The organism is Sphingomonas sp. ASY06-1R, from assembly GCF_052180265.1.
Lineage (GTDB): Bacteria > Pseudomonadota > Alphaproteobacteria > Sphingomonadales > Sphingomonadaceae > Sphingomonas_I.
This window is the reverse complement of record NZ_CP197464.1, coordinates 2,708,786-2,734,181: the sequence shown is the minus strand read 5'-3', so window position 1 is coordinate 2,734,181 and position 25,396 is coordinate 2,708,786. Positions and strand designations below refer to the sequence as shown.

At 64.8% G+C, this 25,396-nt stretch carries 27 protein-coding genes; 15 read left to right on the top strand and 12 right to left on the bottom strand.

Annotated features, from left to right (window positions below; translation table 11 throughout):
• Positions 1–5 precede the first annotated feature (5 nt).
• On the bottom strand, positions 6–497 hold the full coding sequence (accB, locus tag ACSBM8_RS13160; RefSeq protein WP_442678462.1) for an acetyl-CoA carboxylase biotin carboxyl carrier protein: 492 nt from the start codon (positions 495–497) through the stop codon (positions 6–8).
• Positions 498–612: 115 nt separating this feature from the next.
• Between accB and thiS the strand changes: the two genes are divergently transcribed.
• The 3 genes from thiS to ACSBM8_RS13145 all read left to right on the top strand — a co-directional run bounded on the left by thiS (position 613) and on the right by ACSBM8_RS13145 (position 4,752).
• Complete coding sequence (thiS, locus tag ACSBM8_RS13155) at positions 613–1,641, top strand: sulfur carrier protein ThiS (RefSeq protein ID WP_442678461.1); 1,029 nt, start codon at positions 613–615, stop codon at positions 1,639–1,641.
• 73 nt (positions 1,642–1,714) lie between these two features.
• The gene (locus tag ACSBM8_RS13150) at positions 1,715–2,950 is read left to right on the top strand and encodes a hypothetical protein (protein ID WP_442678460.1); all 1,236 of its coding nucleotides are present in this window, start codon (positions 1,715–1,717) and stop codon (positions 2,948–2,950) included.
• Positions 2,951–3,033: 83 nt separating this feature from the next.
• Positions 3,034–4,752 (top strand): hypothetical protein, encoded by a 1,719-nt coding sequence (locus ACSBM8_RS13145; protein WP_442678459.1) that lies wholly within the window; start codon positions 3,034–3,036, stop codon positions 4,750–4,752.
• A 49-nt stretch (positions 4,753–4,801) separates the two neighbouring features.
• Here ACSBM8_RS13145 and ACSBM8_RS13140 read toward each other — a convergent pair whose 3' ends face one another.
• The 5 genes from ACSBM8_RS13140 to cobA are packed head-to-tail and all read right to left on the bottom strand — an operon-like array spanning position 4,802 to position 8,730.
• Positions 4,802–5,581 (bottom strand): phosphoadenylyl-sulfate reductase, encoded by a 780-nt coding sequence (locus ACSBM8_RS13140; protein ID WP_442678458.1) that lies wholly within the window; start codon positions 5,579–5,581, stop codon positions 4,802–4,804.
• A complete protein-coding gene (locus tag ACSBM8_RS13135; protein WP_442678457.1) occupies positions 5,574–5,996 on the bottom strand; it encodes a DUF934 domain-containing protein in 423 nt (140 codons plus the stop codon). Before ACSBM8_RS13135 ends, ACSBM8_RS13140 begins: the two co-directional genes overlap by 8 nt.
• Positions 5,993–7,648, bottom strand: coding sequence for a nitrite/sulfite reductase (locus ACSBM8_RS13130; protein ID WP_442678456.1), 1,656 nt, complete (start codon positions 7,646–7,648; stop codon positions 5,993–5,995). Before ACSBM8_RS13130 ends, ACSBM8_RS13135 begins: the two co-directional genes overlap by 4 nt.
• Positions 7,649–7,945, bottom strand: a complete 297-nt coding sequence (locus tag ACSBM8_RS13125) for a DUF2849 domain-containing protein (protein WP_442678455.1) — start codon at positions 7,943–7,945, stop codon at positions 7,649–7,651.
• Entirely contained in the window at positions 7,942–8,730 is a 789-nt protein-coding gene (cobA, locus tag ACSBM8_RS13120) for a uroporphyrinogen-III C-methyltransferase (RefSeq protein ID WP_442678454.1), read from the bottom strand. Before cobA ends, ACSBM8_RS13125 begins: the two co-directional genes overlap by 4 nt.
• A gap of 149 nt (positions 8,731–8,879) precedes the next feature.
• On the opposite strand from cobA, the gene ACSBM8_RS13115 reads away from it, so the two are divergent.
• From ACSBM8_RS13115 to map, 3 genes are all read left to right on the top strand, one after another.
• Positions 8,880–9,524 carry a cytochrome b gene (locus tag ACSBM8_RS13115; protein ID WP_442678453.1) on the top strand — a complete coding sequence of 215 codons (645 nt, stop codon included), beginning with the start codon at positions 8,880–8,882 and terminating at the stop codon, positions 9,522–9,524.
• Positions 9,525–9,589: 65 nt separating this feature from the next.
• Positions 9,590–9,796: a ParD-like family protein gene (locus ACSBM8_RS13110; RefSeq protein WP_442678452.1), complete on the top strand. Its 207-nt coding sequence runs from the start codon at positions 9,590–9,592 to the stop codon at positions 9,794–9,796.
• Positions 9,796–10,554 carry a type I methionyl aminopeptidase gene (gene map / locus ACSBM8_RS13105; protein ID WP_442678451.1) on the top strand — a complete coding sequence of 253 codons (759 nt, stop codon included), beginning with the start codon at positions 9,796–9,798 and terminating at the stop codon, positions 10,552–10,554. The genes ACSBM8_RS13110 and map overlap by 1 nt, the downstream gene beginning before the upstream one ends.
• A 19-nt stretch (positions 10,555–10,573) precedes the next feature.
• On the opposite strand, the gene astD is transcribed toward map, so the two are convergent.
• Positions 10,574–11,983 (bottom strand): succinylglutamate-semialdehyde dehydrogenase, encoded by a 1,410-nt coding sequence (gene astD / locus ACSBM8_RS13100; protein WP_442678450.1) that lies wholly within the window; start codon positions 11,981–11,983, stop codon positions 10,574–10,576.
• Positions 11,971–13,347: a protein adenylyltransferase SelO family protein gene (locus ACSBM8_RS13095; RefSeq protein WP_442681596.1), complete on the bottom strand. Its 1,377-nt coding sequence runs from the start codon at positions 13,345–13,347 to the stop codon at positions 11,971–11,973. The genes astD and ACSBM8_RS13095 overlap by 13 nt, the downstream gene beginning before the upstream one ends.
• A gap of 40 nt (positions 13,348–13,387) precedes the next feature.
• Here ACSBM8_RS13095 and ACSBM8_RS13090 point away from each other — a divergent pair, with 40 nt between their 5' ends.
• The 3 genes from ACSBM8_RS13090 to ACSBM8_RS13080 all read left to right on the top strand — a co-directional run bounded on the left by ACSBM8_RS13090 (position 13,388) and on the right by ACSBM8_RS13080 (position 16,575).
• A complete protein-coding gene (locus tag ACSBM8_RS13090; RefSeq protein ID WP_442678449.1) occupies positions 13,388–14,257 on the top strand; it encodes an alpha/beta fold hydrolase in 870 nt (289 codons plus the stop codon).
• Between the two features lie 55 nt (positions 14,258–14,312).
• Positions 14,313–15,716: an NAD(P)H-dependent flavin oxidoreductase gene (locus ACSBM8_RS13085; protein ID WP_442681595.1), complete on the top strand. Its 1,404-nt coding sequence runs from the start codon at positions 14,313–14,315 to the stop codon at positions 15,714–15,716.
• Between the two features lie 151 nt (positions 15,717–15,867).
• Positions 15,868–16,575, top strand: coding sequence for a glutamine amidotransferase (locus tag ACSBM8_RS13080; RefSeq protein ID WP_442678448.1), 708 nt, complete (start codon positions 15,868–15,870; stop codon positions 16,573–16,575).
• 51 nt (positions 16,576–16,626) lie between these two features.
• Here the strand turns inward: ACSBM8_RS13080 and ACSBM8_RS13075 are convergent, their stop codons facing one another.
• The gene (locus ACSBM8_RS13075) at positions 16,627–16,914 is read right to left on the bottom strand and encodes a hypothetical protein (RefSeq protein ID WP_442678447.1); all 288 of its coding nucleotides are present in this window, start codon (positions 16,912–16,914) and stop codon (positions 16,627–16,629) included.
• 147 nt (positions 16,915–17,061) lie between these two features.
• On the opposite strand from ACSBM8_RS13075, the gene ACSBM8_RS13070 reads away from it, so the two are divergent.
• Both ACSBM8_RS13070 and ACSBM8_RS13065 read left to right on the top strand, forming a co-directional pair.
• Positions 17,062–17,952 carry an iron-containing redox enzyme family protein gene (locus ACSBM8_RS13070; RefSeq protein ID WP_442678446.1) on the top strand — a complete coding sequence of 297 codons (891 nt, stop codon included), beginning with the start codon at positions 17,062–17,064 and terminating at the stop codon, positions 17,950–17,952.
• Positions 17,953–18,121: 169 nt separating this feature from the next.
• Positions 18,122–18,895, top strand: a complete 774-nt coding sequence (locus ACSBM8_RS13065; protein WP_442678445.1) for a transglutaminase-like domain-containing protein — start codon at positions 18,122–18,124, stop codon at positions 18,893–18,895.
• Here ACSBM8_RS13065 and ACSBM8_RS13060 read toward each other — a convergent pair whose 3' ends face one another.
• Positions 18,896–20,176 carry a spinster family MFS transporter gene (locus ACSBM8_RS13060; protein ID WP_442678444.1) on the bottom strand — a complete coding sequence of 427 codons (1,281 nt, stop codon included), beginning with the start codon at positions 20,174–20,176 and terminating at the stop codon, positions 18,896–18,898.
• A gap of 452 nt (positions 20,177–20,628) precedes the next feature.
• Between ACSBM8_RS13060 and ACSBM8_RS13055 the strand changes: the two genes are divergently transcribed.
• Positions 20,629–21,441, top strand: a complete 813-nt coding sequence (locus tag ACSBM8_RS13055) for a ferredoxin--NADP reductase (protein ID WP_442678443.1) — start codon at positions 20,629–20,631, stop codon at positions 21,439–21,441.
• 12 nt (positions 21,442–21,453) lie between these two features.
• On the opposite strand, the gene nudC is transcribed toward ACSBM8_RS13055, so the two are convergent.
• Both nudC and ACSBM8_RS13045 read right to left on the bottom strand, forming a co-directional pair.
• Complete coding sequence (gene nudC, locus ACSBM8_RS13050) at positions 21,454–22,341, bottom strand: NAD(+) diphosphatase (RefSeq protein ID WP_442678442.1); 888 nt, start codon at positions 22,339–22,341, stop codon at positions 21,454–21,456.
• Positions 22,338–23,375 carry an A/G-specific adenine glycosylase gene (locus ACSBM8_RS13045; RefSeq protein WP_442678441.1) on the bottom strand — a complete coding sequence of 346 codons (1,038 nt, stop codon included), beginning with the start codon at positions 23,373–23,375 and terminating at the stop codon, positions 22,338–22,340. The genes nudC and ACSBM8_RS13045 overlap by 4 nt, the downstream gene beginning before the upstream one ends.
• 26 nt (positions 23,376–23,401) lie before the next feature.
• On the opposite strand from ACSBM8_RS13045, the gene ACSBM8_RS13040 reads away from it, so the two are divergent.
• Genes ACSBM8_RS13040 through ACSBM8_RS13030 form a run of 3 tightly spaced genes read left to right on the top strand, consistent with a single transcriptional unit; the run spans position 23,402 to position 25,385 of the window.
• Positions 23,402–23,947 (top strand): DUF721 domain-containing protein, encoded by a 546-nt coding sequence (locus ACSBM8_RS13040; RefSeq protein ID WP_442681594.1) that lies wholly within the window; start codon positions 23,402–23,404, stop codon positions 23,945–23,947.
• Complete coding sequence (locus ACSBM8_RS13035) at positions 23,947–24,645, top strand: thioredoxin domain-containing protein (protein ID WP_442678440.1); 699 nt, start codon at positions 23,947–23,949, stop codon at positions 24,643–24,645. Before ACSBM8_RS13040 ends, ACSBM8_RS13035 begins: the two co-directional genes overlap by 1 nt.
• Positions 24,645–25,385: a thioredoxin domain-containing protein gene (locus ACSBM8_RS13030; protein ID WP_442678439.1), complete on the top strand. Its 741-nt coding sequence runs from the start codon at positions 24,645–24,647 to the stop codon at positions 25,383–25,385. The genes ACSBM8_RS13035 and ACSBM8_RS13030 overlap by 1 nt, the downstream gene beginning before the upstream one ends.
• Positions 25,386–25,396 lie beyond the last annotated feature (11 nt).

The window sequence follows — 25,396 nt, the reverse complement described above, 5'->3', positions numbered from 1 at the left end:
GCCGTTTACTCGACGACGACGAGAGGCTGGTCGAATTCGACCGGCTGATTGTTGTCGACCAGGATTGCCGTCACCGTGCCGGCGCGCGGCGACAGGATCGGGTTCATGACCTTCATCGCCTCGACGATCAGCAAAGTGTCGCCAGCGGCAACCTTCTCGCCGACCGCGACGAACGACTTGGCGCCCGGTGCACCGGACATATAGACGGTGCCTACCATCGGCGACTTGATCGTGCCGGGATGGTCGCCGGATGCCGGAGCGGCCAGTGCCGCGGGGGCCGAAGCCGGTGCGGCGGGTGCTGCTACGGGCGCCGCCGGTGCGGCCGCAACCGTTACCGGCGCGGCCGCTGCAGGCACCGCGATGTTGCGCACGACGCGAATGCGCCGGTCGCCGTCCTGAACCTCAATCTCGGTGAGGCGGGTATCATCGAGCAACTCGGCGAGCTGGCGGACCAGCCCGGCATCGACCTGCATCGACACATTATTAGTTTCGGTCATCAAACGATGCCCCTGAAAAGTGAAGGCGCGCTCATTGCAGAGCTTTGGCCGCACGTCCAGCGCATGAAGCCGCTGCGGGTTTCATCTTTTGCCGCATCCCCTTAGAGCGGGGGCCATGCCGACTCCAATTCACAGCGATGGTACCATTTCGATCACGGTCAATGGCGAGCATAAGCGCGTCCCGGCTGGCCTGAGCATCGCCGACCTTGCGAGTCAGCTGGGATTGGTGCCGGAGAAGGTCGCGGTCGAACGCAATCTGGAGGTGGTGCCGCGCTCGACCATTGCGCAGGTCTGCCTGGAGGATGGCGACGAGCTGGAGATCGTACATTTCGTTGGTGGTGGCGACCATCGGGTCGCGGGCGGCGCGTCGATCGACGAGGATCGCTGGACGGTGGCAGGGCGCAGCTTCCGCTCCCGCCTGATCGTCGGCACCGGCAAATATAAGGATTTCGCGCAGAATGCGGCCGCGCTGGAGGCATCGGGCGCGGAAATCGTGACCGTGGCCGTGCGGCGCGTGAACGTGTCGGACCCCAACGCGCCGATGCTGACCGATTATATCGATCCGAAGAAGATCACCTATCTTCCCAACACGGCGGGCTGTTTCAATGCGGAGGATGCGATCCGCACGCTCCGGCTGGCGCGCGAGGCGGGCGGCTGGGATCTGGTCAAGCTGGAGGTGCTGGGCGAGGCGCGTACCTTATATCCGGACATGGTCGAAACGCTGCGCGCGACCGAGGTGCTGGCCCAGGAAGGCTTCCTGCCGATGGTCTATTGCGTGGACGATCCGATCGCGGCCAAGCGACTCGAAGATGTTGGCGCGGTCGCGATCATGCCGCTGGGGGCGCCGATCGGATCGGGCCTGGGCATTCAGAATCAGGTGACGATTCGCCTGATCGTGGAGGGCGCCAAGGTGCCCGTGATCGTCGATGCCGGCGTCGGAACCGCGTCGGACGCGGCACTGGCGATGGAATTGGGCTCGCACGGCGTGCTGATGAACACCGCCATCGCCGAGGCCAAGGATCCCGTGATGATGGCGGCCGCGATGAAGGCGGCGGTTGAAAGCGGTCGACTCGCATATCGCGCCGGACGGATGGGGAAACGTCGCTATGCGGATCCCTCGAGCCCGCTGGCCGGCCTGATCTGAACGATTAAATTTCGCGGCGGCGACGGGATTGCCGCAAGCGGGCGTTCAAGTGCGGAACTTTATGGGGCCGCTTGTGCGCAAATTCTCGCTTCTGATCGGCTTGCCGCTTCTCATCACGCCCGAAATGGCATGGGCGCAAAGCCAATCCGCACCGTCGGGCACGCCAGCGGCGTCGGCCACCGCGAAGCCGGCAGTCCCCGCCGCGGAAGAGGAAGAAGAGGTGGTCGTCCAGGGGCAACGGCCGCGCGGCGCCGTGGTCGGGGATATTCCGCCGGATCAGACGCTGACCCAGGCCGACGTGCGGGCCTATGGCGTCAACAATATCTCCGATCTGCTCGACGAGCTTTCGCCGCAGACGACCAGCGGGCGCGGGCGCGGCGGCGAAGCGCCGGTGGTTCTGCTCAATGGGCGGCGTATTTCCGGCTTCGGTGAGATTCGCGACCTGCCGACCGAGGCGATTGCGCGAGTCGAGATACTGCCCGAAGAGGTAGGTCTGAAATATGGGTATTCGGCCGACCAGAAGGTCGTCAATATCGTCCTGCGGGAGCGTTTCCTGGCACTTGTCGGCCAGGCGGGCGGCAGCACATCGACCGAAGGCGGCGGCACGAGCGTCAATCCCGAAGCCAATTACGTCCGAATTCGCGGGGACAACCGGCTGACGTTGAACCTGCGCTATCAGGATAGTGCGAAGCTGCGGGAGAGCCAGCGCGACGTCACTGACCTGGGCGCAAACCGCCCGTTCGATCGCGTCGGCAACGTTGGTCCTCCCTTCGGCTCGGGGTCGGACGAAATCGACCCCGCGTTAAGCGCTCTCGCGGGCGTACCGGTGACCGTCGCTGCCGTTCCGGCATCGGCCGCCAATGGCCCTCCGACCCTCTCTGCGTTCGTTCCGGGCGCCAATTCGCCCAACACGACCGACATCACACGCGATCGCACGCTGCGCGCCTCTTCGCAGCAGTGGAGCGGCAACGCTGTCTATGCGCATCCGATCTTCGGTCGCTCGACCGCGACGCTGAACGGCAGCCTCTCGTACAGCACGGGTGACAGCCTGCGCGGCTTGCCGGGGGCGGCGCTCACGCTTCCCGTGGACAATCCTTTCTCTCCGTTTTCGGACCCAGTGGCCGTCTATCGCTACGTCGGGGACGATCCGCTGCACCAGCGGACGAGCACGCTGACCGGGCATGGCGGCGTGACCGTGAACGGCGACAAGGGGCGTTGGCGCTGGTCCGTAACCGGCAATTATGATCATACCGACAGTCGTACGAAGACCGAAGCAGGGATTATACGTCCGCATTCCAGGCGCGGCTGACCGCGCTCGATCCCACCGCCAATCCGTTTGCGCCGTTCGCGCCCGGCGATCTCGGCGGCCTCGCCACCAATCGTGCCCGATCGGTGACCGACACGGGCAATGTCCAGGCGGTGGTCGGTGGCCCTCTATTCAAGCTGCCCGCCGGCGACGTGACGACCAACATCAAGGTCGGCGCCGAATATATCGGGTTCGACGCCTCCTCGACGCGCGGCTTGACCGAACAGTCGAACGAACTCAGCCGTCGCAACGTCAACGGGCAGATCAATCTGGATGTGCCGATCACCAGCCGCCGGACCGGCGTGTTGCCCTGGTTCGGCAATTTCTCGCTCAACGCCAATCTGGCGGTCCGTCAGCTTTCCGATTTCGGGACGCTCAGCACGCTGGGTGGCGGTTTCGTCTGGAGCCCGATTGCACCTCTCAGTCTGATCGGCTCCTTCACGAAAGACGAAGGCGCGCCGACGGTCAATCAGCTGGGCGATCCGACGATCGTCACCCCGCAGGTACGGGTGTTTGATTATGCCCGTGGCCAGACCGTTGACGTGACCCAGGTCAGCGGCGGCAATCCCAATCTGCGCGCCGACAATCGCCATGTCTGGAAACTCGGTATCACGGCGAAGCCGTTCGGTGACAAAAACGATCTGACCCTGGTCGCCAATTATGTGCGCACCCGCACCAGCAACGCGATCGCATCGCTGCCCGAGCCGACGACCGACCTGGAAAATGCCTTCCCCGATCGCTTCCTGCGCGATGCGGACGGCAATCTGATCCAGATCGACACGCGATCCGTGAACTTTGCCCGCGAGCGGCGCGACGAGCTACGATACGGCCTGAACTTCTCGATCAATCTCAAGTCTATCATGCAGAAGAAGTTCGAGGCGTGGATTGCGGCCCGTCGGGCCGGTCAGGATCTGCCGCCGCCTATTTCGCGGAATAGTTTTGAGCCGGTACTGGCGGGCAACAAGGCGGATCTGGCGGCGCGGCAGGCCGAGTTCCGACAGCGTCAACAGCAACGGCAGCAGCAGCAGGCGTCTGCCGCCGACGTGCTCCCACCGCCTCCACCGGCCGACGCGCCGCCGCCCCCACCGCCCGACGCGCCGCCGCCCCCACCGCCCGATGGGGCTGCACCACCGCCGCCGCCACCGGATGGGGCGGCCCCACCGCCGCCGCCGCCAGAGGGCGCGGCACCACCGCCGCCGCCACCGGGCGGCGACGCGGGCGGTCCGCCGCCGGGTGGTCCTCCGCCGGGCGCAGGCTTTGGCGGCCCAGGCGGTGGCTTCGGTGGCGGGCGTGGTGGTGGCCGCGGTGGCCGCGCGGGCCAGGGTGGGCGCCTTCAGGTCGCGATCTACGATACGTGGACGATCCGCGACGATGTGCTGATCCGCCAGGGTGTGCCCTTGCTCGACCTGCTGAACGGCGATTCTGTCGGCAGTGGCGGTGGGCAGTCCAAGCACCAGCTGCAGTTGCAGCTGGGCTATTCGAACAACGGATTGGGCGCCCGGCTGGAAGGTAATTACAAGACCGCCACCTCGGTACACTCCGATGGCCCGGGGACGGGCGATCTCCGTTTTTCGGGCCTGGCGACACTCAACCTGCGCATGTTTGCCGATATGGGCTCGATGCCGAAATTCATCAGCAAGCCCTGGGCGCGCGGGATGCGGGTCAGCTTTGGCGTGACCAACATCTTTAACAGCCGCCAGCGCGTACGCGACGCCAACGGTGACACGCCGCTCAGCTATCAGCCCGCTTTCCTTGACCCGCTGGGGCGCACGGTTTCGATCACGATCCGCAAGCTGCTCTTCTAGCCGCCGGCGGCAGTGCTCGAACGGACGGGCCGTCAGCGCACAAGGACGATCAGAAGATCGGATCGTCCGCGCTGGGGCCTGCGATCGGGGTGTGGATACCGCACTCGACCTTGTCCCAGCCGCGCCAGCGGCCGGCACGCGGGTCTTCGCCCGGCATGACGCGGCTGGTGCAGGGCGAGCAGCCGATTGAGAGATAGCCTTGCGCCTCCAGCGGGTGGCGCGGCAGCTTATGCTCGTCGAAATAGGCATTGAGCTGATCCTTGGACCAGCCGGCGAGTGGATTGAGCTTCAGCTTGGGCCCGTCGGCATGTTCGGTATCAAGCTCGAACAAGGGCAGCGCGTTGCGCGTGCCGGCCTGAAAGCCCTTGCGACCGGAAATCCAGGCATCGAACCCCTTGAGCGCGCGCTGCAGCGGCTCGACCTTGCGGATCGCGCAGCAGCCGTCGGGATCGTAGGACCAGCGCAGGCCGGTCTCATCCTTCTGCGCCAGCAGGCGCGGGTCGGGGCGATAGACGCGCAGATCGGTGAAACCCAACCGCTCGGACAGTTCGTCCCGATAGGCCAAAGTCTCGCCGAACATCTTTTGCGTGTTCGTGAATACCAGTGGGACGTCGCGATCGATCTGGCTGACCAGATGCAGCAGCACGGCCGACTCTGCGCCGAAGGAGGATACCAGCGCGGTGCGGCCGAAGAGGTCGCCGGTGAGCAGTTCGCGCAGCATCATCGCCGTCGGCATGCCGGTGTAACGTGCGTTGAGCGCATCGACATCAGCCTGGGTAAAGGCGGGCCGTACGTCGATCGCGTCGATCTTGCGCGCGGCCTCACCCATGACGCAGCTTCCACACCGGTGCGCGATCGTCGGCGGCTTTCTGGTAGACGTAGGGGAAACGGGCGAGCGCTTCTTCCACCGCGGCCGGATCGAGCGGGGATTCGCTCGCCAGCGCATCGAAGCCGCAGCGACGATAATCGATCACCTGATCCAGCAGGATATCGCCCTGCGCGCGGAGCTCGCCTTCATAGCCCGCTTCGCGCAGGATGCGGGCAGCGGAATAGCCACGGCCGTCGCGGAAGGACGGGAAGGCGATCTCGATCAGTGCAAGGCGGTCGAGATAGGGAATGAGCGCGCGCGCATCCTCGCCCGCCTCCAGCCGCACGGCGGTGGCGTTGGACTGGCCGAGAAAGTCGTCGAGCGTGCCGGCGGGTTCCTCGTGCACCTCATCGGTGCGGAAGCGGATGAGGGTCATGCTTTCACCGTCGAACCGGCAGGATCGGTGTAGATCGCCGCCTTGAACGGATCCAACCCGACCCGGCGATAGGTGTCGAGGAAGCGTTCGCCTTCGGTGCGGAGCCCGCGATAGGTTTCCAGCGCTTTCTCGACCGCATCGACGACGCCGTCTTCGGAGAAGCCGGGGCCGACGATCTTGGCCAGGCTGGCATCTTCCGCACCCGAACCGCCGAACGACAGCTGGTAATTTTCGGTGCCGTGCCGGTCCACGCCGAGGATGCCGATATGGCCGGCATGATGATGGCCGCAGGCATTGATGCAGCCCGAAATCTTGAGCTTCACTTCGCCAAGGTCGCGCTGGGTGGCGAGGCTGAACCGCTCCGACAATTTCTGCGCGAGCGGGATCGAGCGGGCATTGGCGAGGCTGCAATAATCGAGACCGGGGCAGGCGATGATGTCGCTGATCAGATCGAGATTGGGCGTCGCCAACTCCGCGCCATCCAGCGCCTGCCACACCGCGTAAAGGTCGGCCTTGCGGACATGCGGCAGCACGATGTTCTGCGCGTGCGTGATGCGCAATTCGTCATGGCTATAGCGTTCGGCAAGATCGGCGATCAGGTCCATCTGCGCCGAGGTGGCATCGCCCGGAATGCCGCCGATCGGCTTGAGGCTGATCGTCACGATCGCATGATCTTCGCGCTTGTGTGCCACGACCTGCTGGTCGAGCCACAAGGCAAAATCCGGGTCGCTGCGATCGATGTCGGTCGTGCCGCCGGTGAAGGCAGGCAGCGCGAACATAGCCGCGATCCGCGCGAGCTCTGCTGCCGGCGGATCGACGCCCAGCGTCTGCACGTGAAGGAATTCCTCCTCGACCTGGCGCCGATATTCGTCGGCGCCGAGCTCGTGGACGAGGATCTTGATGCGTGCCTTGTAGATATTGTCGCGTCGGCCATAGCGATTGTAGACACGCAGGCAGGCTTCCAGATAGCCGACGAACTCGGTCGCGGGCACGAACTCCCGGATCAGCGGCGCGACCATCGGCGTACGGCCCTGGCCACCGCCGACATAGACCGCGAAGCCGAGCGTGCCGGTGTCGTCGCGCTTCAGCTGCAGGCCGATATCGTGCAGCCGCATCGCCGCGCGATCCTCGTCCGCCGCAATCACCGCGATCTTGAACTTGCGCGGAAGGTAGGTAAATTCCGGGTGGAAACTGCTCCACTGACGCAGCAGCTCGGCATAAGGCCGCGGGTCGGCGACCTCGTCGGCGGCGGCGCCGGCATATTGATCCGACGAGATATTGCGGATGCAATTGCCGCTCGTCTGGATGGCATGCATCTCGACCGTCGCCAGCTCGGCGACGATATCGGGCGCGTCCTCCAGCTTGATCCAATTATATTGGAGGTTCTGGCGGGTGGTGAAATGGCCGTAGTCGCGGTCATATTTGCGCGCGATATGCGCCAGCATGCGCATCTGCCGGCTGTTGAGCGTGCCGTAGGGGATGGCGACGCGCAGCATATAGGCGTGGAGCTGCAGATAGAGGCCGTTCATCAGCCGCAACGGCTTGAATTGATCCTCCGACAATTCGCCCGAAAGGCGGCGCGCGACCTGATCGCGGAACTCCGCGACGCGCGCATCGACGATCGCCTGATCATAATCGTCATAGCGGTACATTCAGATCACCCAGCTTTCAGACGCGGTTTCGACCGCCTGGATCCCCAGATCGCGGCGTACGGTCGGCCCTGCGGCGCGGATCCGTTCCTTGATGTGACGCGGCACCGGGCCCTGCGGACCCGCTTCGGCATCGACGACATAGGGGCCGTTGACGCGGCGCGCGGCTTCCTCGCGCTTGGCCACCGCATCCGCGCCGGCGTCCACCTCCACCGCGTCGGCAACAAGGCGCGACCAGCCTTCACCCGCCCACCAGATCACGTCGCCCGTGACCAGATCGTTACCCGTGAGCAATTTCATGCCAGCGCCTCCGCCTGCGCCGCAAAGGCCGCGAAGCGGTTCTCCGCGTCGGACAACAGGACGACCTCACCGACGACGATGATCGCCGGGCTGATGATCTTCTCCCGTTCGATCAGCCCGCCGAGGTCGGCCAGCACCGTGCGCAACGCGCGCGAGCCGGGCAATGTGCCGCGCTCCAGCACCGCGACCGGTAGATCGGGCGCAAGCCCGTCCTTCATCAATTTGTCGGCAATGCAATTGCCCGAAGCGACGCCCATATAGATGACGAGGGTGCGACCGACGCCCGCGAGGCCCGACCAATCCTGTTCGCTCAGGCCCTTGCACTGGCCGGCCACGAAGCTGACCGCGCTCGACCAATCGCGATGGGTGAGGGGAAGCATCGCTTCCGCCGCGCAGCCCAAAGCCGCCGAAACGCCCGGTACGACCTCAACCGGCAGACCGGCGGCGCGCACCGCTTCCACTTCCTCGCCGCCGCGGCCGAAGACGAATGGGTCGCCCCCCTTCAACCGCACGACGATCGAGCCTGCCTTTACATGCGCCACGATCAGCGCGTTGATCGCGTCCTGCGGCAAGGTGTGGCGGCTGCGCTGCTTCGCGACCGAAATGCGCTGGGCATCGGCCGGCGCATAATCCAGTACGCGCATGTCGATCAGCCCGTCATGCACGACCACGTCCGCGGCTTTCAGCGCTTCGACCGCGCGCAAGGTCAACAGGCCGGGGTCACCGGGGCCGGCACCGACCAGGATCACTTTGCCGCGTGCTTGAGGATCGAGAAGGCTCGCCATGATGCAGGGGAAATGGTCCCTGCGCGCGCACCGCGCAATCGAGCGATCCTTGGCCCCGGGCTAGAGATACTTTCGTCGCGTCGACGCATTGACGGCCAGCCGCTGCGCGCCCAGACTCCGCCAGCGAAACGAGTTGGGAGTGCGGCGACGTGGCGGATGATGCGGCAAGGCGGGTGCGCTACAGTAAGGTGGCGATCATCCTTCATTGGGCTATCGCGATCCTGATCCTGTTCAATCTGGCGACCGGCTTCTTCGGCGACGCGGTGCCGCAGGCCGTCTTCGCCTTCCATATATCCTCCGGCATCACGATCCTTGCGCTGACGGTGATCCGCATCGTGTGGCGTTTGACGCACAGGCCGCCGCCCTTTCTGCCGATGGCGGCGTGGGAGCGCGCGCTGGCCCATATCGTCCACTTCTGCCTCTATCTCGTCATGCTGGCGGCACCGCTGACCGGCTGGGCAATGGTGTCGGCCTATGTGCCCAAGCCGCAACCCGGCGCTGCGGCCCCGGCTGCGACGCCATCCAAACCCCGCCCGATCATGATCTGGGGGGTGATCCCGCTGCCGCGGATCGCGCCGATCACCCGTATCGCCGATCAGCCGGATGGCGCCGCCAAGTTGAAGGAGGCGCATGAAACGTTCGAAGCGCGCCATGAGACGATCGGCTGGATCTATATCGGCCTGCTGCTGCTGCACGTCGCTGGCGCATTGAAGCATCAATTCATCGATCGGCGGCGGCAATTCGCCCGGATGGGCGTCGGCAAGACTCCGGCGGAATGGGACCGCCGCACCTAAGCGGCAAGCTGGACACCGATATATGAACCATATACGCTCCGTATCGCCTGATACGGAGCGGATAGATGGGGCTAGTGAAGATTGACGACGCGCTGCACGAAGAAGCGCGTCGCGCGAGCACGGTGATGTGCCGCTCCATCAACGCCCAGGCGGAATTCTGGATGAAGATCGGGATGCTGGCAGAGGCCAATCCGACGCTATCCTTCAACGATATCGTCAAGGGACAGCTGGAATCGGCAGACGTGCGCGTCGCGCGGGCGCTCGCCGCCTGATGGTCAAGACGCCCGACGAACTGGCGCTGATGCGGATTTCGGGCAAGTTGCTCGCCTCCGTGTTCGAGATGCTCGATCGACAGAATTTGGCGGGCATGTCGACGATGGCGGTCAACGACCTGGTCGAACGCTATATTGTCATGGACCTGGCGGCGCGGCCGGCGAGCAAGGGCCAATATGGCTTCCAATATGTGCTGAACTGCTCGATCAACCACGTCGTCTGCCACGGCGTGCCGGATCCGAACGCGATCATTCGCGACGGCGACATCATCAATCTGGACATCACGCTGGAGAAGAATGGCTTTATCGCCGATTCCAGCAAGACCTATATCGTCGGCACGGTGCCGCCTGCCGCCCGCCGGCTGGTGCGCGTGGCACAGGAAGCGATGTGGAAGGGGATCAAGCAGGTCCGTCCGGGCGCGCATCTGGGTGATATCGGCTATGCGATCGAGCGGCACGCCAAGCAGAACGGCTATTCGGTCGTGCGCGAATATGGCGGGCACGGTATCGGGCGCGAGATGCACGAGGAGCCGTCGATCCTCAACTTCGGGCGGCCCGGTACCGGGCTCAAGCTGCGCGAAGGCATGACCTTCACGATCGAGCCGATGATCAATCAGGGCAGTCGGATGGTCGCCACCGAAGATGATGGATGGACCGTGGTGACCAAGGATCGACGCCTATCGGCACAATTCGAGCATACCGTCGCTGTGACCAGCGACGGCGTGGAGGTGCTGACCCTGCGCGGGGACGGCAGCTGATTGCACTCGTCCCCACCCTCTAGCTCTGCAGTAGGCCCTGGCCGATCGTGGCGCGGGCCTCCTCCGCCTCGACCGATGTCACCGGATAGGCGCAATAATCCGCCGCATAAAAGGCGCTCGGGCGATGATTGCCGGAGATGCCGACGCCACCGAACGGCGCGTTTGATGGCGCGCCATTGGTCGGTCGGTTCCAGTTGATCACGCCTGCGCGCACGCCTGCCCAGAAACGATCGTAGAGTGCGGCATCATCGGTGACCACGCTCGCGGCCAAGCCGTAGCGGGTCGCGTTCGCGGCCGTGATCGCGGCGTCGAAATCGGGCACGCGGATCAGCTGTACGAGCGGGCCGAAAATCTCCTCGTCGGGCAGGTCGGCGACATTGGTGACGTCGATCAGGCCCGGCGTGAGGAACGGCTTGGCGGGATCGGGCCGGGTCATCGCCCGCAGCACGACCGCACCATTGGCGACCAGCCGGTCGTAGGCGGCCAGCACTTGCGTCGCGGCGTCATTGTCGATCACCGGACCCATGAACGGCGCGGGTTCGTCGTGCGGCCCGCCTATAATGATCCGATCGAGGATCTTCCCGACCTCCTCCAGTAGCGGCCCTTCGGCCCCGTCGCGGACGATCAGGCGCCGGCCGCAGGTGCAACGCTGCCCCGCGGAGAGATAGCCCGACTGGACGACGATGGTCGCCGCTGCGGCAATGTCCGGCGTGTCCCACACCACCAGCGGATTGTTGCCACCCAGTTCGAGTGCCAGGATACGCTGCGGCGTGTCCGCGAACTGGCGGCTGAGCGCGGCGCCGGCGCCGGCCGAGCCCGTGAACAGCAGTCCGTCGATGCCGGCATGGCCCGCGAGCGCCTTGCCTTCGTCGCGCCCGCCCTGGACGATGCGGATCACCGTCTCGGGCACGCCCGCCTCGTGGAAAAGATCGACCAGGAAAGCGCCGCTGGCCGGCGTCTTTTCGGAGGGCTTGAACACGATCGCATTGCCCGCGAGCAGTGCGGGAACGATGTGGCCGTTTGGCAAGTGAGCCGGGAAATTATACGGGCCGAGCACTGCCAGCACGCCATGCGGCTTGTGGCGGACATGATTGCGCGCGCCCAATGCCCCCTCCATGCTGCGTTGGGCCGTCCGCTCGCCATAGGCGGCGATCGAGATACCGACCTTGCCGATCACGGCGTCGACCTCGCCCTTCGCTTCCCACAGGGGTTTGCCGGTTTCCCGGGCGATAATGTCGGCGAACGAATCGTCGTGGGTGCGGACGATGTCGGCAAAGCGCCGCAGGATTTCGGCGCGTTCCTCGAACGTGCGGCGCGCCCAGTCTGTCCAGCCGGCGCGTGCCGCTGCAACCTCGCCATCGACGTCGCCCGCGATGCCACGCCACAATTCGGCACCGGTGGCAGGTTCGTAACTGATCATTTCGGCCATTGATGCGCCTCACCCATGCGGCGGATCGCCGCGACCTTGTTGTGCAGAAGCGACCAATCGTCGCTCGTGTCGATTGCCGACCAGATCGCTTCCACCTCTTCGATATGCATCGAGCAGGGCTCCGCGTCGGACCAATAAGGATGATCGGTCGTGCGCGCCGGCTGATAGCGCGTCAGCAGCGTTTCGACCGGCCCAAAATGATGCGCATAGCGCGTGTCGTACGGGCCAGGACGGCGCGTGCCGCCCGACCAGTCGAAGAAGAAGCGGTCGATGCCGACAGTGCGCGTCGCCAGTGCCTGTTCGATCGCCTGGACAAGCGCCAGGTCGTCCGCGTCAGACCGCGGCTGCACGCCCAGCCGCGCGAGCATGGCGCCGCTATAGGCGTCCTCATAGACCTGCGGGAACGTGTCCAGGATCGGCGCCAGCGCATCGATCGACGCCAGTTTGGTCAGGGCAATGGCGAGCTGCACGACATCCCAGTGGATCGCCTGCGCCTGGCGCCCAAAGGCGTAAAGACCCTGATGATCGAAATAGGCGGCGGTGAATTCCGGATCCCAGAACGGCGTGAAGCGCCAGGGTCCGTAATCGAAACTTTCCCCGGTCACGTTGATATTGTCGCTGTTCAACACGCCATGGACGAAGCCCGCGGCCATGTAGGAAGCCGCGAGCCGCGCAGTACGCTGCACCACATGCTCCAGCAGCTGGAGCGCCGGTTCGTCGCCGGGCGTCTCGCCATAAAGATGTTCGACCACGTACCGCGTCAGCCGCTCCATCTCTTCTGCACGGTCGAGCGTGTTGAGCCGCTGAAAGCTGCCGATGCGGATATGGCCGTGGCTCAACCGCACCAATACCGACGCACGAGTCGGGGAAGGCTCGTCGCCGCGGTGGAGCGCTTCGCCCGTTTCGATCAGCGAGAAGCTTTTGGACGTATTCACGCCCAGCGCCTCCAGCATTTCGGTGGCGAGGATTTCGCGCATGCCGCCCTTGAGCGTCAGCCGCCCGTCACCGAAGCGGCTATAGGGCGTCGTGCCCGATCCCTTCGTCCCTAGATCCAGCCACCGCCCACGGACGTCGCGTAACTGGGCGAACGTGAAGCCGCGGCCGTCGCCGATATCCGGATTGTAACTGCGGAATTGATGACCGTGATATCGCAACGCCAGCGGCTGCGGCAGATTGTCTGCCAGCGGTTCGAAGCGCCCGAATTTCTCGACCCATTCCGCATCCGACAGCCCCGCAAGCCCGACCGAAGCGGCGGCGCGGTCGTTGCGAAACCGCAGCGTCGCATGGGGGAAGTCGGCTGCCGCCACCGGATCGGCGAGGAAATCGGCGATGGTGTGGATCGGCGGTTGCGGGATGGATGTCATCGCCCCGATATGGGGTGGCACAGGCCGGAGACGCAAGCGCATGGCACAGCCACCCTATCACGATCGCATCTGGAATTCGGCCGATGGCTTGCGCCTGCATTACCGGGATTATCCTGGCGATCCCGACAAGGCGCCGGTCCTCTGCATCCCCGGGCTGACCCGCAATGCGCGTGATTTCGATGCGGTGGCAGCGCGCCTGGCGGGCAGGCGCCGCGTGATCGCGGTGGATCTGCGCGGGCGGGGCGAGAGCGAATATGCGGGCGACCCAATGACCTATGTTCCGCCGGTCTATGTGCAGGATCTGCTGGCCCTGATCGCCGAGCAGCAGCTGGACCGGGTCGTGATTTTCGGCACGTCGCTCGGTGGGTTGCTGGCGATGTTGATCGGGCTGACCGCGCGCCCGATACTTGCCGGCGTGCTGCTCAACGACATCGGGCCGGTGCTGGGTGCGCAGGGAATCGCCCGAATACGGACCTATGTCGGGCGCGATGTACGTTTTGCCGGCTGGTCGGAGGCCGCAGACGCGATCGCCCAGGCCCATCGAGGGAGCTTCCCCACCTATCGGGCGGAGGATTGGCAGCGCTTGTCACGACGCGTCTGCCGCCAGGAGGCGGACGGCACGCTCCGCTTCGATTATGATATGGCTGTCGCCGAACCCTTCAATCTGCCGCCACCGGAACCGCCTTTCGATCTTTGGCCCGCGTTCGAGTCCCTTGCCGGGCTTCCCCTGCTGCTGGTGCGGGGTGCAGTGTCGGACGTGCTGGAGGCATCGACCGCGATCGAAATGGTGCGGCATGTCCCCAATATGGATTTTGTCACCGTGCCAGCTATAGGGCACACGCCAACGCTGGAAGAACCGGAGGCAATGCATGCGATTGATCGGCTGCTGGAGGCGGTCGATCACGAATAATCGCGCATTACGAATCAGGTAGGTCTATATGGCCGCACGTTTTTTGGAGGTTGGTTTGTTCAAGGGATTGCGCCCGATTATGTACGGAGGCCGCGAGGTCTGGCCGCTGATCGAGGGCGGCAAGGGTGTCGCGGTCTCCAATCATGCCAGCACCGGTGCCTGGGCCGCGGCCGGGGGCATTGGCACCATATCCGCCGTGAACGCCGACAGCTACGATCCGGAAGGCCGGATCATCCCGCAGGTCTATCGCGCGCTCACGCGGCGCGAGCGGCATGAAGAGCTTGTCCAATATGCGATCGACGGGGCCGTCGAGCAGGTGAAGCGTGCGTTCGACATTGCCGGCGGCAAGGGCGCGATCAACATCAACGTGCTGTGGGAAATGGGCGGGGCGCAACGCGTCCTTCACGGCGTGCTGGAGCGGACCAAGGGCCTGGTGGCAGGCGTCACCTGCGGCGCCGGCATGCCCTATAAGCTGAGCGAGATCGCCGCATCCTACGGCGTCAATTATCTGCCGATCGTCAGCTCCGGTCGCGCGTTCAACGCCTTGTGGAAGCGGGCCTATTCAAAGGCGGCCGAATGGCTGGCCGGGGTCGTCTACGAGGATCCGTGGCTCGCCGGCGGGCATAATGGCCTGTCTAATGCGGAAGATCCGAAGGTGCCGCAGGATCCCTATCCGCGCGTCAAGGCGCTGCGCGAAACGATGCGCGCAGGCGGCGTATCCGAAAGCGTGCCGATCATCATGGCCGGCGGCGTCTGGTATCTGCGCGATTGGGAAAATTGGATCGACAATCCTGAATTGGGTGCGATCGCCTTCCAGTTCGGTACGCGGCCTTTGCTGACGCAGGAAAGCCCGATCTCCGAGCAGTGGAAGGCGCGTTTGACGACGCTCGACGAAGGCGACGTGCTGCTGCACCGCTTCTCGCCGACGGGTTTCTATTCCAGCGCCGTGCGCAATCCGTTCCTGCGCAATCTCGAGCAACGCTCTGAGCGCCAGATCGCCTTCAGCCTGGAAGCGGCCGGCGACCACCAGTTCAAGCTGGACGTCGGCGTGAAGGGCAAGAGCTTCTGGGTGACGCTGGGCGATCTGCATCGTGCGCGCGAATGGGACGGCCTCGGCTTCACGGTGGCGCTCAAGACGCCGGACAATACGCTGGTGTTCGTGACGCCGGAGGAGATGAAGGTGATCCGTAAGGATCAGGCGGATTGCATGGGCTGCCTCAGCCAATGCGCCTTCTCGTCCTGGGCGGATACGGAAGGAAATTCGACCGGCCGTCTCGCGGATCCGCGCAGCTTTTGCATTCAGAAGACGCTGCAGGACATCGCCCATGGCGGTGACATTGACCAGAATCTGATGTTCGCGGGTCATTCGGCTTATCAGTTCAAGCAGGATCCTTTCTATTCGAACGGGTTCGTGCCGACCGTGAAGCAATTGGTCGATCGCATTCTGACCGGCGACTGATGATCCGTCGCCCCGGCGGAGGCCGGGGCCGCTGGAAGTAATTTCCCCGTCGAAGCAAGCACGCAGCGGCCCGGTCTCCGCCGGGGTGACGCTTTCAGGACGGCAAGGATTTCTGGCGCGCGCCCCAAGCGCGTCGCGCTAGAAACGCCGCATGAAAGAAGCGCTGATCGTCCGCCATACGCCGTTCGAAGGGGCCGCCGGTTTCCGGCTGCCGATCGAGCAGGCGGGGTATCATTTCGCCCGCATCAACGTTAGCGATCCTGAATTCGCTACGCTCGACTGGCTGGATCCGGATCTGGTGGTGGTGATGGGCGGGCCGATGGGCGTCTACGAGCGCGATCTCCATCCCTGGATCGACGGTGAAATTACCGGGCTGGCATTGCGCATTGCCGCCGGACGGCCGACGCTGGGCGTGTGCCTGGGCAGCCAGCTGATCGCGGCCGCCCTGGGCAGTCGGGTCTATCCGGGCCCGGTCAAGGAGGTGGGATTCGCGCCCATCACGCTGTCGGACACGGGCGCGCGTTCGGCGTTGCGCCATCTTGCCGGCGTGCCGGTCCTCCATTGGCATGGCGATACGTTCGAATTGCCGGAGGGTGCGGAGTTGCTTGCGACGACCCATGCCTTTGATCAGGCCTATCGAATCGGCGATGCGCTGCTGGCGCTGCAATTCCATCCCGAGATGGGCGAGGATCCCCGGTTTGCCGAATGGCTGAACGATACGGCCTATATCGCGGCGGCAGGAACCGATCCTGTCACCTTGCAAGCGGATCACGATCGACTGGGGCCTGCCGCGGTCGCAGCAGGACGCCTGATGTTGGCAGAGTGGCTGGCGCAGCTGCCTGACGCCTACGACGGATGAAAAAAGGGCCCCGGAATTGCTCCGAGGCCCCAATTCTGAAGCGCGATGCGCTTACTTGTAGTGGCGATAGCCACGCTTATCGATGTAGTACTTACGACCGCGGCTATCGCGATAATAATGACGGTTCTTCTTGAGCGCGGTGTAAGCCGCGCCGCCTGCGGCGCCGATCAGCGCGCCATTGCCGGTCGATACGCCCGGCAGGATCGCGCCTGCCAGCGCGCCGCCGCCGGCGCCAATGGCCGTGCCCTTCAGCATCTGGCCTGCGCTCTGCGCAGCTGCCGGAGAGGTGAGGCCGACCGACAGGGCGACCGCACCGGCGATGAGAGTTAAACGCTTCATTGCGATGTCCTTCCGTAAATGAAACAGCCCGAACCTGAACGGTACAGCTGCGCGCAAGTTCCTTCATTTCGGGTTCAGCTACTATTGGAACATCCGGCCTTCAGACCGCGTTACGGTTGCCGGATATCATTGGAATGGCAGAACATTATGGCTTCGCAGCCTAATCTAGATTATAAAAGCAGCTCGCAATTTTTTACCGACAGTTTCCAAAGGGGCCTGGCCCATTGGAACCGCGAGCGGCTTAAGCCCGGCTTTCCTGAAGCGGACTGGCACAAGACCTTGGAACGCGATCTGCGGATGACGCGGCTGGAAGGCGGCTTCATGGAAGAATTGCGGGCCGAGGTCGCTGCCGAGGCGGCCGTCGTGCCGACGGACGCAGCCGGATTCGTCGCATGGTTTGAGAATTTGAAGCTGGTCGGGCCAGGGCAGGGCGATGCTCTGTTTCCGTGGCTGGCCGAGCATGCCTCGCGCGACCAACTTCGCTGGTTCTTCGAGCAGGAGGCCGCTGGCGAGGCAGGCTTCGACGATCTGGTGGCGCTGACGCAGATCAAGCTGCCGGTGCAGGCCAAGCTTGAACTCGCGCGTAACTATTGGGACGAAATGGGCCGCGGTCAGCCTGCGGGCATGCATGGCCCGATGCTGGATGGGCTGGTCGAGACGCTGGACGTCAATCCGGTCATCGAAAACACCGTTTGGGAAAGCCTGGCGCTGGCCAATGCCATGACCGCCATGGCGACGAGCCGCCGATATGCGTGGCATTCGGTTGGTGCGCTTGGTGTGATCGAACTGACCGCGCCGGGGCGCTCTGCTGCGGTCGCGCAAGGGCTCAAGCGGATCGGACTTTCGAACCGGGAGCGTCGCTACTTCGATCTGCACGCGGTGTTGGACGTGAAGCATAGCGAAGACTGGAATCGCGAGGCGTTGATCCCGCTCGTCAGCGAAGATCCGGCACGGGCAACCGCGATTGCGGAGGGTGCGCTGATGCGTCTTCGCTGCGGTCTTGCATGCTTTGAGCGCTATCGCGCCATTTTGTGGTAATGATATCTCTATAGGGTGAATCGACGTGCCGGCGGGTCGCCAGCACGTCGCAATGCCTGCCTTTGCTCTTACGGGCTGTTCGATTGGGCGCCATCGCGATCTGCAAAGACCGCGGTGGCGTTCGTTTTGAGTTGCACGTGCTGCTGTCCCGCGATCCAAGGAGTCCGCCGTGAAGATCCAAATCGAATCCCGGCTGGACTATAGTTTCTATCAACCGACCGACGTCTTGCTGCAGCTGGAGGCTGCGATCATTCCCGAGCAATTCGTCAATGCCCATATCACGTTGACCCCATGCGATCATTTCGCGCGCGTCGCGGGGCATGACGATATTGGCGATCGGATCTGGTTGCGGGTCAATGGGCAACTGATCGTCGATTACCGGGCAACCGTCACGATCGATCGTGTGCTGGCTGATGTCCGTCATCTGCCCATGGTCCCGCCGCACCAGCTTCCCGGTGAAACGGTGCAATATCTGCTGCCGTCGCGTTACTGCCCGTCCGATCAGTTCCAGAATTTCGTGGATGCGGAATTCGGGACGCTGCAGGGCGGCGAGCGCGTTGCGGCGATGCGGGACTGGGTGGAGGAACGTTTTTCCTACGTGCCGGGCTCCAGCCTGTCTGACACCACCGCGCTGGACACATTCGTCAAGCGGCAGGGCGTGTGCCGGGATTACGCGCATGTGATGGTCACCCTGGTCCGCGCCTCCGGCGTTCCGGCGCGGATCGCCAGCGTCTATGCCCTGGGTGTGGAGCCGCAGGATTTTCATGCGGTCGCCGAAGTATTCCTGGGCGGCTCCTGGCATCTGATCGATGCGACCGGCATGGCGACGGAAGGCGGCATGGCCAAGATCGGCGTGGGGCGCGACGCGGCCGACGTCGCCTTTCTCACCGCTTATGGGTCGGCACAAATGAACGAACAGTCGGTGTCGGTTCAACCGGCCTGATCAGGCAAATGCGGTCCGCGTCTCCGCGCGGTGGACCGCACGCCCGGCGAGCAGGAAATGCACTGCCGCCCATAGATACAGCAGGACGTCCAGCCGCAGCGACTTGATCAGGCCGGTGGCGGACGCTGCCTGGCAGGCTGCGCTATGACATGCCGCCGAATAGCCTGGCAGGGCGGCCGTGGCGAAATGATCGCTCATCGTACCGATGATGAGCGGTCCCAGGCCGAGCCCGACCGCATTCATCAACATCAGCAGGAGCGCGATCGCCGTCGCCCGGGCGGTCGGCGATACGCTGTTGACGGTCAGCCCATAGGTCGGCCCGAAATAGAGATGCGCACCCGCCAGCGGCGCGATGGCTGTCAATGCCAGAAGCTGGGGGCTTTGGGCGCTCAGCGCGACCGGGAAGAGCAGGCCCGCGATCAGGGCACCCGCCGCCGCCACGCGTCCGGCACCTCCGCCGCGCTTCTGTCCATCCGCCAGCCAGCCGCCACTGCCGATGCCGATGCCGATCGCAATTCCAGCAACGATGCCGAACCCGGTGGCGGCGTCGCGCAACGGCAGGCCATAGACGCGTTGGAGCAGGGGAACCGCAAAGCTGGTCAGGGCATAGCCGGCGAACGAGGCGAGCGACGCGCCCGTAGCCATATGGGCGAAGCCGGGCGCCTGCCAAAGCTCCCAAGCGACCTCTTTCAGGGAAGGATGGGTGTGGGGGGCGGGAGTGGTGCGTGGTTCTCGCAGCACCCGCGCGATGACGATCGCCAGCAGGATTCCGGGTAACCCCAACAGGATGAAGGCCATGCGCCAGCCCAGCGATTGGGCGAGCCAGCCGCCGGCAACCGCGCCGATCAACATTCCGGCGGGGATACCGATGGAGAATAGGGACATTGCGGTCGCGCGGCGTTCCGGCGGCACCAGATCTGCGATCAGGGATTGCGCGGTTGGGGCATAACCCGCTTCACCCAGGCCGACACCCAGCCGCGCCAATATCAACTGCGGGACCGTCCGGGCAACGCCGCACAGCGCGGTCATTGCCGACCAGAAGCCAAGCGATATCGCGATCACGCCGATCCGGCTGCGCCGCTCCGCGATCCGCGCGATCGGCAAGCCCATCGTCGTGTAGAAAAAGGCGAAGGCGACGCCGCTGAGCAGGCCGAGCGACCGATCCGACAGGCCCAGTTCCAGCTTCATGGGCTGGCCAAGGATACCGATCAGCTGCCGATCGACGAAGTTGAGAACGTAGACGAGCGTCAGGATCACCAATGGCCAGCCGGTTTTGCGCATGGGCGTTCCCACTATTCCCTAACTGTTCGTCCGTATGGTTGCACCGAAGCTGGGGCGCTGATCCAGGAAAGCGCATGATGCCGTATCTGGATCGTCCTTGCCGCTACGATATGCGCTGAAGAAGAAAGCGAGGCCATTGACGATATTGAGATGAAGATCGTGTCCCTGTTCATAGAAGAAGGCGCAGTTGGGAGTGAACCGCCCAGCATCATGTCTACCCCCTATTTCCCACGCGTCGCCCCATTCCGGTCTGGCCCGCATGGTGAACCGTCTTCAGGGTCGAAGATCGGGAAGAGGGTGATTTGCCCGGTTGATCCGCCTGTTAACGTCGTTCGCTGTCAGGGCCTTGGGCGGCGGCAAGCTATTCTAGCTGGCAAGCGCGATCCTGAGGTTGCACAGGCACCGGGCGCTGCCTAAGTCGCGCGCATTCATTCTATGATGAGGCTCTCCTAGTGACCGTTGCCGTTTCTGCCCCGCTTGAGCCTTCGGCCAGTCTGTCGGTCGAAAAGGTGCTCAGCGTGAAGCATTGGAACGAGCATTTGTTCAGCTTCACGATTTCGCGCCCCGCCAGCTTTCGGTTCCGCTCGGGCGAATTCGTCATGATCGGGCTGCAGGGCGACAACGGAAAGCCGCTGCTGCGCGCCTATTCAGTCGCCTCGCCGGCCTATGCCGAGGAGTTGGAATTTCTGTCGATCAAGGTGGCGGAAGGGCCGCTGACCTCGAAGCTGCAGCAGATCCAGGTCGGCGACGACATCTATCTGGGGCGCAAGCCGACGGGCACGCTGGTCACCGACGCGCTGAAGCCCGGCCGACGTTTGTTCCTGCTTGGCACCGGCACCGGGCTGGCGCCCTGGATGTCGATCATCCGCGATCCCGACGTCTATGATCTGTTCAACCAGATCGTGGTCGTCCATTCGGTGCGCCGCTTGAGCGATCTCGCCTATCGGGACGTGCTGGAAAACAAGCTGGCGGAAGATCCGCTGGTGGACGAAGCGGCGGCCAATCAGCTTTCCTACGTGCCGACCGTGACGCGGGAGGATTTTCATACCCGCGACCGGATCGACGTGCTGATCAAGGATGGGCGGCTGTTCAAGGATGGTGCGGCCAATCCGCCGCGCTTCGATCCCGAACATGATCGCATCATGCTGTGCGGCAGCATGGCGATGATCAAGCAGACGGCCGAACTGCTCGACAGCCTCGGCTTTACCGAGGGCTCCAATGCCCATCCCGGCGATTATGTGATCGAGCGCGCCTTCGTCGGCTGATCGCAGGCGCCTTCAGCTGGACGTCTGTTCGTCCAGCCAGGCGTGGAACAGCGTGTTGGCGATCGCGTAGCGGGGCGGTGCCCGGAACGGCGCGTCCGGCGCATCGGCCAATGCGGCGGCAACATCGGCGCGCGTCGCCCAACGGGCATCTTCCAGTTCCGCCATATCCAGCGTGATGACGTCGTCCGCGACGGTCGCGATACAGGCGACCATGAGTTGCGACGGAAAGGGCCAGGGCTGGCTGGCGATATAGCGGACGGAGGTTGCCGCCACACCGGCTTCCTCGTGCAACTCGCGCGCGACGGCTTCCTCGATCGACTCGCCGACCTCGATGAAGCCGGCTAGCGCCGAATAGCGGCCCTCCGGAAAACTGGCCTGGCGCCCGATCAGCACGCGCTTCTCGACCCCGTCGTCATACTCCGCCAGCATGATCGCGACCGGATCGGTACGGGGATAATGTTCGGTGCCGCATTGGTTGCAATGCCGTGCCCAGCCGGCATGATGCGGCACGCTGGACGCACCGCAATTGGCGCAGAAGCGATGCCGCGCATGCCAGTCGAGCACGGATCGGGCGGCGGCATAGGTACCGGCTTCCCCGGCCGAGAGTCCGTCGAGGAGGCTCATCAGTTCGGGCGTGCGCCGTGCGGCCACCGCCTTGGGATCGATCCGCGCGAACCGCGGGATGGTGTCGATCACACCCAGCAGCAACAGCTCCTCGGCGGGCAAAGGCGTGAGCGGACGCCAGGCGAGCGCGCACGCCGCCACCTCCGGCACATAATCGGGCATGTCCAGTATCAGCGCGCGCGGATCGGCGGCCAGCGCCGCCAGGGCTTGCGCGTCCTGGCGTGCCGGCTCGATCCGGTCGAGGCGCGAACCGGTAAAACCGACATACAGGCTCATACATGCTCCAACATGGCGATTTGCGCGGCGCGCGCGAAGAGGGTCGGCAATCCGGCGGTGTCGAGGGTTGCAAGCGGCCACCATTCACCCACGTTCAAGCGCGACGGCGCCTGCGCCGCCAGCACCCGATAATCCAGCGCGAAATGCGTGAAGACGTGACGGCCGCTGCCCACGTCCCGCCAAGGCAGGGCCGCCGGCGCGCCGGTTGCCCCTGGATCTTCGTCCACCCACGGTCCGGTCGGCAAGGCGCGCATGCCGCCGAGCAACCCCGACGCCGGACGGCGTACGAGCAGGACCGCGCCGTCGCATTCCAGCCAGAACATCGTCGCCCGGCGGATCGGCTTGGCGCGCTTGGGCAGTTTCCGGGGATAGGTTTCGGGGGCTCCGCCGATCCGCGCGGCGCAGCCGTGCATCAGCGGGCAGATCGCGCAGGTGGGGTTGCGCGGCGTGCAAATGGTCGCGCCCAGATCCATCATCGCCTGCGCGAAATCGCCTGCGCGCGCGGCGGGTGTGATCGTGTCGGTCAGCTGTGCGATCGTGGGACGGGCGGCCGGCAGCGGCTGCTCCACGGCGAACAGGCGCGTCACCACCCGCTCGACATTGGCATCGACCACCACCGCGCGCCGGCCGAAGGCGATCGCGGCGACCGCCGCGGCGGTATAGCCACCAATCCCCGGCAGCGCGCGCAAACCCTCCTCCGTGTCGGGAAAGCGGCCGCCCGAGCCCGAGACGGCGCGCGCGCAGGTGATGAGATTGCGGGCGCGGGCATAATAACCAAGTCCTGCCCACGCGCTCATCACATCGGCATCGTCCGCGGCCGCCAGCGCATCCACCGTGGGCCACAACCGGGTGAATTTGTCGAAATAGCTTTTGACGGCGGCAACCGTGGTCTGCTGCAGCATCACTTCCGACAGCCAGACGCGATAGGGATCGGGCCGCGCGCCTCCCTCCGCGCGCCAGGGCAGGCGGCGCGCGTGACGATCATACCAGGCAAGGAGGGTCGCGGCCGTATCCGAACCGCTATCGACGAGCATGGCGACGCTATGGCATGGGCAGCAGCATGACGGAACGAAAGAGTCGAGGAGGCAAGCCGCCCGAGGAGCCGCGTCGGCGCGGCCAGCGCGCGGTCGCCGATCTGCTGCCCGATATCGGGGCGGCGGCGTTTAAGCGGTTCGGCTTCGTGCAGTCCTCCGTGGTGAGCCGCTGGGCCGAGATTGTCGGCGCTCGCTATGCCGAGGTTTCCGCTCCCGAATCGATCCGTTTCCCGGCTGGCAAGAAATCCGACGGCACGCTGACCCTCACCGTATCCGGCGCCCATGCGCCGATGATGCAGCATATCGCGCCGGCTATCATGGAGCGAGTCAACCTGTTCTTCGGCTATGTCGCCGTCGCCCGGGTCGTCATCCGCCAGGGCACGATGGCAATGCCCAAGACGCGCGTCGCGCCGCCGTCGCTGCGCCCGGTTCCCGCGGATCTGGGCGACTCGCTGCGCAACATCACCGATCCGGAGTTGCACGCCTGCCTGTCCGCGCTGGCCGGCGCGGTCGCGGCGTCGAACGGACCCCCCACCGTCGGGGTGCGCCTCGTCAAAGGAAGCAATGATTGATGGTTCGTTCGGTCATGATCGTAATGGCGATGGCGCTGTCGCCCGCACAGCTGGCGGCGGCCCCGGCCCGCGACTGGTCGACCGTCACGAACCGCACCGCGGCCGGCGCCTTCGTGCAGGGCAATCCCGCCGCGCGGGTCAAGCTGGTCGAATTCCTCTCACTGACCTGCCCGCATTGCGCGAAGTTCGAGGCGGAGGCGATCAAACCGCTCACCGCGAAATATATCCGTACGGGCAATGTGAGTTACGAGGTCCGCCACGCGGTTCGCGATCCCTTCGATCTGGCGGGTTCCCTGCTTGTCCGCTGCGACGGGCCGCAGGCTTTCTTCACGACCCTGCCCAAAGTCTTCGCCCAGCAGGATAGCTGGTTCGCGCGGGCCGAGGCATGGTCGCAGGTCGAGAAAGCGACGCCTGGCCTGTCGCCGGACCAGATCATCCAGAAAAGTGCCGCCGGCGCCGGCTTCGATCGCGTTTTTGGCATGCCCGCCGCGCGCATGAACGCCTGCCTCGGCAATAAGGACGAGCAGAAGGTCGTCACGGACATGGCAAATGCGGCGTGGAACGCACCCGGCTTTCCCGGGACGCCGGCTTTCCAGATCAACGGCAAGATGCAATCGACCATTCACGACTGGGCAAGCCTGGACGCCGCGCTTGCCGCCGTTCTCAAGACCCCCACTGCACGAAAGACCACACGCTGATGAAATATCCGGTTGCTCTTGCCGCCCTGATCGCGCTCTCGGTCGCCGGCTGTTCGAAGAAGGCGGGCGACGGCGCCGGGGGCGTGACCGCGCCGGCGACGCCGATTGCGGCGGTCCCGCCGCCTGCGGGCAAGCAATGGACCGATGTCGTCACCCAGACGCCCGAGGGCGGCTATCGGATGGGCAACCCCAATGCGCCCGTGAAGCTCATCGAATATGCGTCCTTCACCTGCCCGCACTGCCAGCTGTTTGCGAAGACCGGCGTCGATCCGCTCAAGAAGAAATATGTCAGCACCGGGCGCGTCAGCTGGGAATTCCGCTCGGTCATGATCCACGGCCAGGATGCGCCGATCACCCTGCTGATGAATTGCCGCGGCGCCGAGCCCTTCTTCACGCTCTCGGAACAGCTCTATGCGAACCAGGAAGCGATCGTGCAGAAGTTCGTGGCTGCCCCGAAGGCGGAACTGGAGCGGATCGCATCGCTGCCGCCGGTCGACAATTTCAAGGCGCAAGCGGAGCTGGGCGGCCTCTACAGCTTCTTCGGCGCGCGCGGTTTGCCGCGAGCGCAGGCGGAGGCATGCCTCGCCAATCAGAAGGCGGTCGATCAGCTGACGGCCTGGCAGACCAAATATCAGGAAGACGGCGTCAGCAGCACGCCGACCTTCTTCATCAATGGCGAACAGCAGACCGCCGCGGAATGGGAGCAGCTGGAGCCGCTGCTGGCCCAGGCCGTCGGCTGATCGGCTGAGGG